General features: G+C 37.6%; 16 protein-coding genes. 2 read left to right on the forward strand and 14 right to left on the reverse strand.

The features are described 5' to 3' along the window. Positions 1 to 13 precede the first annotated feature (13 nt). Positions 14 to 568 (reverse strand): GNAT family N-acetyltransferase, encoded by a 555-nt coding sequence (locus tag N1I80_RS10810; protein ID WP_340737877.1) that lies wholly within the window; start codon positions 566 to 568, stop codon positions 14 to 16. Between the two features lie 21 nt (positions 569 to 589). Beyond that, the gene (locus N1I80_RS10815; RefSeq protein ID WP_340737878.1) at positions 590 to 1396 is read right to left on the reverse strand and encodes a GNAT family N-acetyltransferase; all 807 of its coding nucleotides are present in this window, start codon (positions 1394 to 1396) and stop codon (positions 590 to 592) included. Between the two features lie 266 nt (positions 1397 to 1662). Between N1I80_RS10815 and N1I80_RS10820 the strand changes: the two genes are divergently transcribed. Beyond that, the gene (locus N1I80_RS10820; RefSeq protein ID WP_340737879.1) at positions 1663 to 2193 is read left to right on the forward strand and encodes a GNAT family N-acetyltransferase; all 531 of its coding nucleotides are present in this window, start codon (positions 1663 to 1665) and stop codon (positions 2191 to 2193) included. 712 nt (positions 2194 to 2905) lie between these two features. On the opposite strand, the gene yhfH is transcribed toward N1I80_RS10820, so the two are convergent. Next, positions 2906 to 3025, reverse strand: coding sequence for a protein YhfH (yhfH, locus tag N1I80_RS10825; protein WP_340737880.1), 120 nt, complete (start codon positions 3023 to 3025; stop codon positions 2906 to 2908). 226 nt (positions 3026 to 3251) lie between these two features. Then, a complete protein-coding gene (locus N1I80_RS10830) occupies positions 3252 to 4223 on the reverse strand; it encodes a helix-turn-helix domain-containing protein (RefSeq protein WP_340737881.1) in 972 nt (323 codons plus the stop codon). Positions 4224 to 4612: 389 nt separating this feature from the next. On the opposite strand from N1I80_RS10830, the gene N1I80_RS10835 reads away from it, so the two are divergent. Then, positions 4613 to 5761 (forward strand): tyrosine-type recombinase/integrase, encoded by a 1149-nt coding sequence (locus N1I80_RS10835; RefSeq protein ID WP_340737882.1) that lies wholly within the window; start codon positions 4613 to 4615, stop codon positions 5759 to 5761. Between the two features lie 64 nt (positions 5762 to 5825). Here the strand turns inward: N1I80_RS10835 and N1I80_RS10840 are convergent, their stop codons facing one another. The 10 genes from N1I80_RS10840 to N1I80_RS10885 form a co-directional block, all read right to left on the reverse strand. Beyond that, positions 5826 to 6311 (reverse strand): hypothetical protein, encoded by a 486-nt coding sequence (locus N1I80_RS10840; RefSeq protein ID WP_340737883.1) that lies wholly within the window; start codon positions 6309 to 6311, stop codon positions 5826 to 5828. An 18-nt stretch (positions 6312 to 6329) separates the two neighbouring features. After that, entirely contained in the window at positions 6330 to 6719 is a 390-nt protein-coding gene (locus N1I80_RS10845) for a hypothetical protein (protein ID WP_340737884.1), read from the reverse strand. A 291-nt stretch (positions 6720 to 7010) separates the two neighbouring features. Then, positions 7011 to 7106: a putative holin-like toxin gene (locus N1I80_RS10850; protein WP_340737885.1), complete on the reverse strand. Its 96-nt coding sequence runs from the start codon at positions 7104 to 7106 to the stop codon at positions 7011 to 7013. A gap of 172 nt (positions 7107 to 7278) precedes the next feature. Continuing rightward, positions 7279 to 8034, reverse strand: coding sequence for a DUF4184 family protein (locus N1I80_RS10855; RefSeq protein ID WP_340737886.1), 756 nt, complete (start codon positions 8032 to 8034; stop codon positions 7279 to 7281). Between the two features lie 38 nt (positions 8035 to 8072). After that, a complete protein-coding gene (locus N1I80_RS10860; RefSeq protein WP_340737887.1) occupies positions 8073 to 9065 on the reverse strand; it encodes a zinc-dependent alcohol dehydrogenase family protein in 993 nt (330 codons plus the stop codon). A gap of 65 nt (positions 9066 to 9130) precedes the next feature. Next, positions 9131 to 9325, reverse strand: coding sequence for a hypothetical protein (locus N1I80_RS10865; RefSeq protein WP_340737888.1), 195 nt, complete (start codon positions 9323 to 9325; stop codon positions 9131 to 9133). 32 nt (positions 9326 to 9357) lie between these two features. Then, positions 9358 to 9942 carry a hypothetical protein gene (locus N1I80_RS10870; protein WP_340737889.1) on the reverse strand — a complete coding sequence of 195 codons (585 nt, stop codon included), beginning with the start codon at positions 9940 to 9942 and terminating at the stop codon, positions 9358 to 9360. Beyond that, positions 9926 to 10546 carry a group-specific protein gene (locus N1I80_RS10875; protein ID WP_340737890.1) on the reverse strand — a complete coding sequence of 207 codons (621 nt, stop codon included), beginning with the start codon at positions 10544 to 10546 and terminating at the stop codon, positions 9926 to 9928. The genes N1I80_RS10870 and N1I80_RS10875 overlap by 17 nt, the downstream gene beginning before the upstream one ends. Positions 10547 to 10637: 91 nt before the next feature. Further along, positions 10638 to 11135, reverse strand: a complete 498-nt coding sequence (locus tag N1I80_RS10880) for a GNAT family N-acetyltransferase (protein ID WP_340737891.1) — start codon at positions 11133 to 11135, stop codon at positions 10638 to 10640. Further along, complete coding sequence (locus N1I80_RS10885) at positions 11132 to 11800, reverse strand: HAD hydrolase-like protein (protein ID WP_340737892.1); 669 nt, start codon at positions 11798 to 11800, stop codon at positions 11132 to 11134. The genes N1I80_RS10880 and N1I80_RS10885 overlap by 4 nt, the downstream gene beginning before the upstream one ends. Positions 11801 to 11862 lie beyond the last annotated feature (62 nt).

The raw sequence follows: 11862 nt of genomic DNA on the forward strand, positions 1-11862 counted from the left end.
TTCATCAATTCAATCATTGGTTCTGTTTCCTTTGCCAATCCTCTGCCAACATACCATAAACAACATGGTTCACGTAATGATCATACAACCATTCAGCCTGGCGAATACATCCTTCCTCTGTGAAACCTAGTCTTTCTGGAATCGCTCTACTCTTTTTATTCTCTACGGCCGCTCGGATTTCCACGCGATTTAAGCCGAGTTCAATAATCGCATGATTGACAAAGGCTTTAACCGATTTGGTCATTAACCCCGAACCTTCAAAGCCCTTCCCTAACCAATAGCCTATACTGGTCGATTTGTTGCTCCAATCAATTTTATGAAACCCGATGACTCCCGCAAGTTTTCCTTCATACCAAATACCTGCTTGAAAGCCATTGTTATCACCAAATTGTTTCATAGTCGAAGTTATAAATGCTGCTGTGTCTGCTGAGGTCTTCGTATAATCAATGAAAGGTAGCCACTCTTTTAAGTGTTCTCGTGATTGATCTGTTAACATAAATAATGACTCCGTATCTTGCAGTGTTAGCATTTTCAATTCTGTCTTGTCATCAATTTTATAAGTAAACATACAGATCTCCCCCAACTATTATTATTGTTGTACCCAAATCGCTTTCGTATAAGCAATTTTCATTCCTGCTCTCTCCATATTGTTTTGACTAACTGACCCAAATTCGGCTTGCCCGACAATTAATCTGCTGTGTAGCCTTGTTGCATGCTGGATGCGTTGATGAATCAAAGCCTGTTGAACCCCTTTACTTCGTAGATGTGGAACAGTAGCTGCCGCCGCAAGCGTAGCCATTCCATCTTTTACGAACAACACACCAATTCCGGCAGGTTCATCGTCCAAACTGGCAAGGTAAAAAGTCCAGTGGTCATTGCCGTGTAGGATTACATTATTTTGAGCAATCCCACTTTGTAAAAATGTAGGCATTTGAAAACCTTTTGCATAAATTTCCGCAAATAAATCAAATTCATGACTCTCCAGGCGGCGAATAGTGATTCTTTCATCAACTGTTACGGCGCTTTGTATGAGCGAGCCATACAGAGACGTATGAAAATCAGAATGATAAAATCCAGCCTGCTGAAGATGTGCCAACAAATCTGGTGAGGCATGTGCAGGTGTCAACTCAAATCGTACACGTATCTCTTTCTCGGTATAAAACTCGATAAGTTGATCCATAAACTGCTCATCCCCATCTGTTAACCCTTTCACTGTATTAAAGGAGGGACCAGGTATGTTTTTTACAGAGAATGCGGTGGCATTGCCAAACTGTTGGATGTCAACGCCCATTGGATTCCCTTCAATGGCTTGCATAGCCATTAGCCGTGAATGTAAGGCGTCTATTTCTGATAGCTCAATGGTTTGGGCTAGCTCTTTCGTTACAATCAAGCTCATCATGATCACGTCCTTGCACAATTTGATGTTTCTTATTCATGTAATGTAAATAGTTAGAATTTTAGTAGTATACTATGAATAGATAAACTATACAAGGAGATTTTTCCATTCGCTTTTGAACTACTTCATAACTAGATGGAACAACGACTTGCATTCCCTATTTTCCAATTGTATAATCAAACTGTATTTTATTCGGAAGGGACTGAACTATGCGCAGATATCAATATCTTTAACCCAACTACAAAAACACAATGGAGGGAAAAGTATTGATGACAGAGTTACACACAAAAAGGTTATACTTACGTAAAATGAAAGTGTCGGATACGTCTAGTTTGTTTCGCATTTGGTCTGACCCCGACGTTACTAAATTTATGAATATCAGTAGTTTTGCAAATGAAAACCAAGCAAAAGAGATGATTGAATTATTAGATGGACTTGCACAAGCTAACGAGGCTATACGCTTTAGCATAGTTGAACTAGAATCGACTGAAATTATCGGTTCTTGTGGGTATAATTCCTTAGATTTCGAACATGCAAAAGCTGAAATAGGCTATGATATTGCTCAAGCATTTTGGGGTAAGGGATATGCTACAGAAGCTATTAATTCTTTAGTAAAGCATGCATTCACGACGTTAGCATTAAACAGAATCGAAGCAAAAGTACATCCTGAAAACGTGAATTCAATCAAAGTTTTACAGAAGTTAAACTTTACATTTGAGGGGACATTAAGACAGACTGAAAGAGTCAATGGACAATTTCATGACCTCAATATCTATTCAAAATTAAGAACAGATTGATTTCACTGGCTTATACTTATTAAAAGTATAAGTCAGTTTCTCTGTTTCTTTTTTGGATATTTCAATGGGATTATGAAGAAGAACCCCTTACATGATGTGATATAATGAGGTTAGAATATTTTAAGAAGGCTATGAAATTGAGTGAGCAAAACTTTGAATTAATTTTGACTGAGTTACAAAAGTGTAACAATGATTGAGACAGAGTAGCTCCGTCAAGGTGAGCATATTCAACAACTTCTTCAAGTTGCTAGGGCAACCAATCTGAACTTAGAAAAACTCGAACAGGATACAATAAAACGTTTTGGCCGAGTAGACCGCACACTACGTTTCGTTGAGACTGACCTTGATTTAATCTTCCGAAAATCTACTAAACAAGAACGAGATATTAATCGCTTAAGACATGTTGAATAATCGTATATAAAATAATAATATCCACCGTGAATCCTTCAATGACAAGAATTCATGGTGGATATTTTTTATTTTACGGGTTTTGTATCTGTACATTTGGCTTTTCACGGAATATATGAAAAAGGCCTTATCTATTAAATCTCCCCATAACAACGGTATTATAATATTGGCCATCTGAAAGGATTTTGTCATTTTCCAATAGACACGAGCTCCATTCTGTCAAGATTAATCTTACCATTTCTCCCGCTAACAGCAAAACCAAAAAATCTCTATTTCCCTGTCATCTAGGAAATAGAGATTCTACTCAATGCTCATGCTTGCCAATGCAACGCTCACATTCATACAGTACTGATTCATGCTTTTCGATAATTTTGTTACCACACTCTATACAATGTTTTTCCGTTAATATCTTCATCTGTTCCATGCTACTCACCTCCATTTTTTAAATTGTTTCAACATCCCTGTATTGAAACAATAATACTTATTGATAAGTACTATATAACAGATTATTGTGACTGTCCTTAATTTCTGATAAAACACCTTAATTTGAGGATGAATCAAGCTATAGGTTGATGAATTTTCAGAATTACACACAACCAAAAGATCGAATGAGGTAACTACATACCCCATTCGATCTTTTAGTCGTTAGCCTATTCTCCTTCCATCTTCTCTCGCACCGCGAGCTCGACATATTCACTCATCGACAGATTGTTTGCTTTCGCAATTCCCTGCAATTCATCCAACAAATTGTTCGGTAAGTCAAATGTTGTCCTCCTGTAGCCACTAATCAGCGTCCACTGTCCTTCTTCCATCACGACATCACCTAAGACAAGTAATTTCTCAATCATACTTTCTGTAAAAGTTTCTGGAACGGGTATGCCCAATACCACGACCCCACTTTTGATCGATAAATCGATATGCCCTTCTTGCTCACGGATACGAATGTTTTCAATTCCCCATACCTGGTACACAAAATCGAGGAAATCAAAGGATTCCTCTAAATCCTTTGGCAATGAGAAATCAGTATAGCCCCTTACACTGTGATTCGGCTGATGAATCGGGTACACCGCCTCATACTGAAAGACGTTCACACCATCCGCAAAAGGAATCCATGTGCGTGATTGCAAATAAAATCCCCACTCCTGGTTATCGTTACGCAACACACGTATATCCTGACCTTGCTGGGTGCGGAAACACTGATACAGTGCGATATCGAATTTAGCATCATAAAATTCAACACGTGTACCCCGTACAGAGGCAGTTCGCTCGATCTCCTGCCGAATCCACGCCGCCGTTTCTTTTGGGATAGAATAAATCGTCCGCTCATCTCCAACCGGCAATTCATCCACAGGTAACTCAGTCTCTTGAATCAAGGTATAAATACGCTGCGTCGTCACGCCTAATTGCTTGGCGAGTTCGGAAGGTCGCAACCCTGTTGGTTGATGTCGTTTTCGTTCTTCTGCTAGTGCATCTACTTCTTCCTTTTTGTACCTCGCTTCACGTATAAGACGATGCGGATCTTCTATTTTGATAATTTTCTTTTGTTTGGCGTAATGATAGACAGTCGCCTTCGAAATGCCCAGTATGTCCGCTACTTGTTGTCTGGTATACCATTCATTCAATGCAATCTCTCCTGTATTGTTGATGATCTTTTTATAAATAAAAGATAATATGGACTTTTTCATCTTATTTTACCTATGTAAATAATTGAAGCGCTTCTTTATTCATTTAAATAGTTATAACTTTCTCATTAAGTATAATCTAATTACAAATTAAATTCAAATTGGTTTAGTTACTATAAATCAAATAGCTATAGGTATACATATTTGAATACAAAACTATTTTATTTGACTTAAACTAAACATAAACAAATGGATACTTTTTTTATGTTTTATTAAAACTATGGTAAACTGGATGAGTAAGAAAAAATTGAATGTATCTCTATAATTTAGAATTGTATTAAAACAGACTAACTTATAAAATTTAAGATTTATAAAAAGGTGGGTTCACTTTGACATTTTCACTTGTAGAAAACAAGCAATTCCAAATAATCGATATAAAAAATGAATTAAGAAATATTTCTACACTTCCTGTTCTCCAAAACTGCTTGGATGAGGCGGAGAAAAATGGCCAGCCGGCTTTTCATGATTTTACCGATTCTGATATGATGAAATGGTTTCTTTACGAACGTCGCCATTTAAATCAAGAAAATAATCGTACAGAAAGGACGGTACGGGAGTATGAGCGCGAGTTGCTATTGTTCATTGAACAGCTTTTCACGTATAGTGCAGAAATTGACGTAGATATGACCTATATAATAGAAGGCTCTCTGTTTAAATCACTCCAATCGCGTCATTTACGAAGGTATCAGGAGTGGTTAGCGACCCATAGTCCGCATGTAATTCGCAATGGCCCGTACTCCCCGGCTACACTTGAACGAAAAACAACGATACTGAAAGCATTTTTTTCATTTCTACATAAGGTGGGCTATATTCGGCAACCGATTCACGAAGGGCTACGAATTGCGTCGGTTCGAAAAGACGACCGGCCGAATCGCGATTTAGGCCCAGCGGATATTGTGACACTGCTGAATACATTTCGAGATATACAGCAACCTATTATGTTTACGATTATTCATGTTCTCACAACAACCGGCATTCGGAATGAAGAGTTTTGTACGTTAGAGGTAAAGGATTTGAAGGTAGATGCTATTCAGGGAGGCTACTATTTAGATGTGCTAGGGAAAGGCAATAAGAGGCGGCATGTGCCGTTGAAAGAAAAAGTCGTTCATAGCATTCGGAGTTTCCGTCAAGCACGGGGATTGTTGCCCATTGAACAAGCACAGCTGGAAGACCCTCTGTTTACAACGAATACAGGTCGCGCCTATTCCCCTTCCTATTTGTCGCAATACGTGAAAAAGGAAATTACTAGTCTAGAACAACTGAAGTTATCCGATCAAACGATGACGATCACACCTCACGTTTTTCGACATGCATTTGCGATTATTTCCAAGCTCAACGGCGTAGATATATATGACATTATGCGCTCTCTCGGGCATGAGAAGATTGAAACAACGATGATTTACTTGGAGAAAGTATTCGAAAAGGAGCGTCATGCCATTCATTCGTGGAAATCAGAAGGCTTCGGGGAGTATATTTAGGAATGAAAAGGGTAGCGCCTATGTCATTATTCGAATGACATAGGTGCTACCCTGTTGTGACTCACTAGTCTTGTCGAGTATCAAGCTTCTGCAAAATCGCAAGAACTTTAGAATTGGTTTGATATCCGACTAAGTTTCCATACTTGAAATTACTTGATGCTCTTGCACCAAATTCGGCAATCCAATCTCTTTGGCCGATACCGTTAGCTGCTGTTTCATACATATTAAAATTGGCCGGAACACCTGGTGCATTTCGTTTTAAATAGTTAGTCGCACGCTCATAATCAAATGTTATAAGAGCATGTTCTTTTAAAGATATTTCTCCTGCTTCATATAATGTATTGGATATTGCAACAATCTCATCGAACGTCGCATTCCGAACATCATATTTACCAGAAAGCTCTTCATAAACAGTAGAAGAATCTTTTTGTGTAGTCGCTACTGTTTTGGGCACATTAAATACTTGTTCTCCAGTGGCAGCTGTTTTCACAGCAGTACTTTTTGCGTATAAAGCTGTTGTTTGATAAGGTTCGACTGCATTGATGGTCATATGACGATTCCTCCCATATTAGATACCTGTTTTATATTTTGTAATCCCGCTTTCTTTGTCCCACGCCGCTGTCGGCTTTTTCTCTTGTAGTAAAGAATCAGATGACTTTTCGAGCTGTTTCATCAGCATATCATGAGCAATGTCAATTAAATCGCCTGTTTCATTCGACTGCATTCCTTCTTGTGCCTCGGTTTGTTTCGTTTCCATAATCAGGATTTTATCACCATTGGCTTTCACAACATATTTACGTATGTATCCCCCTTCATTTCTAACTTCAAATCTAGGTTTATTGTTCTTTAGCTCATCCTCATCCAACATTAAGTGGGCGAGATTTTGCTCTTTTGTTTCTTCATTTTTTAGTGTTTTGACATAGCCCATTGTAACAGGGTTCGTAGATTGAATTCTCATCACGATTACCTCCGTCTATTTATTAAAATTTCCAATTAATTCTTCTATCGGTTATTACATAATATTTTGAAGTTATGCCCATAAAATTGTGAATGCAATGATCCAAATAAAAGTGAATTTAGTTGTCAACGTTGTGTTTCAAACGTATAATGAATATATAGTTTGATTAGAATAAAAAAGATCGTTTTGATGCGCTAACATCAAAACGATCAATGTAATAGTTGGTTCCCATCATGGGGTCAGCGTCACAAGATGAAATAATCCACCTGGGTCGCGAAACTCAAGGGTGGATTATTTCTTTTGCGACATATCATACGCCAATGCAATCACAGTAACGATTAGTGAAGAAAAACTAATCATGATCACAAGCACCTCGAATGTAGTCACTTTGCAGCACCCCCTTCTGTCAGGAAATAGTCCATGACCGAAACAAGTAACAGGATGCTGACCACCCTTGAAAAACCTATTCTATTACATGTTTAATTATACCATACATACGTTCTTCAGATAAGGAGAAATAATGACTTCACAATCTACTGTGCAACGCTTCACCCCTGTGTTAATCCCCCTTATAAATCCCAGACAATTTATACTTAAAAGCCAAAGAACTAACTAATAAGCTCAGTAAAAAAGAGTCAATCATCCTAACTACCACTACCCCGTAACTACTAATTGAAACATAGTCCATCAGATACCATAGAAACACAAATACTACCGCCAAAAGTGATGTAGAAGACCAGAAAATAAGTTTATGTTTAGTAGAAACATGATTCCGGCTATGATTCTTTTGAGATGAAGCTCTAACATACATATAAATCAAAATGATTGTTAGCCCTAATAATGTACTTCCATGTTGTAAAAACTTATACAAAGGTATCGAAAAGCCATAAATATTAGCACTAAAAGTGAAGAATTCAGGGAATTCCAGTACCATATATCCATTGATATGCGTGAAAGAATCCCAGACAATATGGGTCACCATTCCAAACAATGCAGAATAACAAAATACCACTATTTTCACTATTCCATTAGAATCTATACTTTTTGGATGAGAATCTTGTAAACAAATCGGTAAGTGGCTGAATAGCGTTTCATGTACAAATATACGATAAATAAAATATATAAGAATTACTAACGGTAAGTTAAACCAAACAAATCCAGCAAAGGTATGTCCAATCTCCCCCATTGGCCGACCTTTTAAAAAATATTCAAAATCAGGAGCCATACTTCCCAATACCAATGCAGAAAAATGAATATATCTACTCTTTCTTGAGAATGGCAGTATGGCTGCTGGGTGAGCAAAAGTTAGTGGCATTGTCTACACTCCCACTTTTATGCAATAAATTTCCTTCATTACCTACTAGTCAAAAAAACCTTCCCATCATTCCCCTTTGAAAAATCCGCCATCCGAACAGCCTCTTTCACATCTATTAAATCAAATTGAAATCCCGGCTCCATCAATCGTAATTTTTCATTGTGAATGAATTGGATGATGTCATGAAAAGTATTTTGCCATGTCTCGACTGAAACACACTGATTCCAGTAGCGAAGGTGAAATAGCTTCACATGAACCTTTGCATGATTCATAATGTCCGCCCAGTTGATTGGCTCACCAGACAAGAGCCCAATAGTGACAATTATACCATTTGCGCGAACACAAAATGCTAAAGCCGTACCTGCTGATCCTCCAATCGAATCGATGGCAGCCGTTGCTCCATAACCATTTGTTAAATCCATTATCGCTTGTTGTAATGGGGTTCCCGAAGTATTTATGACATGCGTAGCTCCCAGTTGAAGTAACTGCTCTGTATAAGTATTATTTCTTGTGACAGCAATCAATCGAAAACCCACAATCTTTGCTAACTGTGCAAAAATACGTCCAATCGCAGATCCACATGCATTGACGAGTAATGTATCGCCCTGTTTCAATTTCAATTCTTCAGTACAAATAATCCACGCTGTTAACGGGTTAATATACAGTTGTGCTGCTGTAAAATCATCGATTGTCTTTGGTACAGGAACAGCTAAATCTGCTGGGGTTGTAACAAATTCTTGCCAAGTTCCTTCCCCGCGCAATGGTAGGACACGTCGCCCTAAGAGCGTCTGAGAAACGCCTGGTCCCACATCTTCTACAATTCCAACACCTTCGTAGCCAGGAATGCCCGGTAAAGAAATACGGTGTGAATAGGCTCCCTTTATAGGGATTAAATCAGATGGATTGATAGGCCGCATCTTCATTCTTACGAGAATCTCCCCTGTAGAAGGAGGTTGAATCATTTTATCCTCAACACGTAACACATCTTCTGGCGTACCGAAGTCGTGAAATGTAATGCATTTGGCAAACACCCTACTCACATCCTTACCTTCACCTGATAGCTTCTGTTATCCCATGCAGATACGCATCTTGTTCATTAATAAGCGAATAAAGCAGCTGCTGTTATTGACCAAACGATATACATAAATGAAATGGTCAGCCAAAAGGTATTTTTTGATGTGTCACTTTTACTGTCAGCGCTCATCTTCTTAATTATTGCTACTAAATTCAAACAAAATACAATCGCTAAAATCGGATTTAGATAAAACGCAGCAATTATGAGTATTTCCAATTTTCCACCTCCCATTTTTTAAAAATCACGTTCTACTTGGTCATCTGTTCAATTATTTCTCCATCTTGAGAAAGAGCTGTAATCGTAGCACCTAGCAGTTCTTCCCCCTCACTGATTAAAAACCAGTACTTTTCATTATTGTTATGCTCAATAATTTCAGCACTGTATTCGACTCCATTCTTAGTAACAATACGTACTTCTTTAATGCCAGCGTCAAAAATTTTCCCACTTATTAAATCTGTATACCCTGAAAAATCAAACGTCAAATTGGAAAAGCTCCAGCTTAATTTATAGCCTTCAGGGTTTTGACCACTTACAGCACCAACCAGTCGCCAACCAAATAGAGTCTTCTTGAATCTAGCATTTCCAAAAGACTCTATGCCCCCAGCAGAACTTTCGTAAAATACAATCGCTTGACTTCTGTCTAATTGTTTAGTGTATATAATTTTGGATATCGGTTGATTCAAAGAATGAAGAGCCTTTTCAACTTCTTGACTATTATCTTTTAATGCATCGTTTACAACATAAGCAAGCAATAACAAGATAGTGATAGAAAAAAGTAAATTCATTTTCAGTTTTTTTAACAGGAGAACCCCTCTTTTATTCAGTAATTTCACAACTTTTTAATAGGCTTGGCACTAATTGTGGTTTCAGTACAAATATATCTTCTATCGGCACAACTACATACCACGAGTCAGCCATTTTCCCCTTTAGCAGTTGTTGATCATATACTAAATCAATCTTTAATCGTCTAGTGATGGTTATATCAGTAGTTGGTTCTATCAATTTTGATAGCTCCCAATAGATTTTATTCATGCTTTCATCGTCAAATACTTTTTGGATTGCAATATTCCCATAAATCCCGTCCCACCAAGACAAAAATAACTTTATACTTTCAGAATACCCAAACCGCCCATTCTCATTGTTCTCAAAAAGCCGTTGATATAAGGTGTTTTCATTTTCCAACATGCTAGAATGATCATCTAAACGCTTATTTTTACCGATTACTTCGTTCCATATCTCCCTAAATGTGTTGGTGAAATTTTCATTTTGTAATAAACCCCATCTCGAACTATCAACATACGGAAATAACGGTCTTATCCCATCACTATTTTTGCTGTTTTCAAAAATATTTTGCATAAACACTAAATAGTTTAAAGAGTATGGAGCATTTACTTCCATTATAAATGAGTTGTTTTCCATTTCGTTAATATCATGCATACATTCACACCTCCCTATTTTCAATCATTAATTTCATCTGCAAATATTCTTTTTCGGTAAATAACACCAACACTTAAGTCGCTACTGAAATTTATAAAAACAACACCATATGCTCTTCATCAAAATAAGTATCGACAACTTTTAATGCCCTTTTCTCTATGCCAAAAACCTCGAAGCCCAATGAAGCATATAGTTTTTTTGCAGATTCATTGGTCGTGACCACTGTTAAATAAACCTGTTCCACGCCTGCCCAATTGTTTGCGACTTGGATAGCTTCTACCATCAGAGACTTACCAATTCCTAATCCACGCTGGTCAGGAGCTACATACATCGCGATAATATTTGCGCGATGTTGGAGCTTAGCCAAGCTTTCCCTAAACAACGTAACCACTCCAACAAGCTGATCATCCACAAAAGCACCTACAGTAATGGAATCATTGGATTGAAACCTAAGTATGTACTTTTCGACTGGCTGACCTTTCTCTTCTTCATAGCTTGAGCCAAATGCCTCGGGGTTGTTTTGTAAAGCCTTTAACCTAATAGCTAGATAAGCTTCGGCATCTTGTGCGGTTAAACATCTGACTTTCACGTAGTCAACCTCCCTCTGACAGCTACAAGATCCTTTAATTGCGCTAAATCATCAATAACCTCATCAGCTTGCGCTAGTTCAACTTGTTGAGCAAAATCAAAATTACAGCCTATTGCCAGCAAGTTATTATCTTTCGCTGCTTGAATATCAGATAATCGATCTCCAATGACAGCACCTTTTTCAATATCATACTTTTCGATGATTGTACGAACCAAATCGGATTTGTTTTGTGATTCAATTTGTTGGATACTAAATGTTTCCTTAATCCATCTATCTAACTTGTAATAGTCGACGATTGCTGCTAAATACTCTGGTAAACCATTGCTAGCAATAAATAGTGAATAATTTTCTGTTGCCAAATAGTCAAGAACTTCCTCGACGTTTGGATACAGTGCCCCCTTGCCTGCATGAATGTTTTCAATTAGTTTTCCGAGAAAAATAACATTCACTTTAGCGCGTATGTCATTCGAATGGTCAGGCATTAACGTTTCCCAGACTACTTGCAAGGGCACGCCCATAATTTCACGGTACTCCTCAACAGGAGCTGGTTTATCCCATAATCCCTCAGATTTCAAGTAATAAAAAGTTTCCTCCAACGACATTTCCAATATCTTGTCTGTTTGAAATAGTGTACCGTCCATATCAAAAATCATTGTATATAACATAATTTCTTCAACTCCTCAGTGAAATAATAATAAAAATTTCCAAATAGTTCTTCTTGGCTTAT

The sequence above is a fragment of the Sporosarcina sp. FSL K6-3457 genome, from assembly GCF_038007285.1.
Taxonomy (GTDB): Bacteria; Bacillota; Bacilli; order Bacillales_A; family Planococcaceae; genus Sporosarcina.

Bases quoted from the DNA above. Each gene is read 5' to 3' on its own strand.
- N1I80_RS10815 (WP_340737878.1), bottom strand. From the start codon at position 1,396: ATGAGCTTGATTGTAACGAAAGAGCTAGCCCAAACCATTGAGCTATCA.
- N1I80_RS10875 (WP_340737890.1), bottom strand. From the start codon at position 10,546: ATGCATGATATTAACGAAATGGAAAACAACTCATTTATAATGGAAGTA.
- N1I80_RS10810 (WP_340737877.1), bottom strand. From the start codon at position 568: ATGTTTACTTATAAAATTGATGACAAGACAGAATTGAAAATGCTAACA.
- N1I80_RS10855 (WP_340737886.1), bottom strand. From the start codon at position 8,034: ATGCCACTAACTTTTGCTCACCCAGCAGCCATACTGCCATTCTCAAGA.
- N1I80_RS10845 (WP_340737884.1), bottom strand. From the start codon at position 6,719: ATGAGAATTCAATCTACGAACCCTGTTACAATGGGCTATGTCAAAACA.
- yhfH (WP_340737880.1), bottom strand. From the start codon at position 3,025: ATGGAACAGATGAAGATATTAACGGAAAAACATTGTATAGAGTGTGGT.
- N1I80_RS10840 (WP_340737883.1), bottom strand. From the start codon at position 6,311: ATGACCATCAATGCAGTCGAACCTTATCAAACAACAGCTTTATACGCA.
- N1I80_RS10885 (WP_340737892.1), bottom strand. From the start codon at position 11,800: ATGTTATATACAATGATTTTTGATATGGACGGTACACTATTTCAAACA.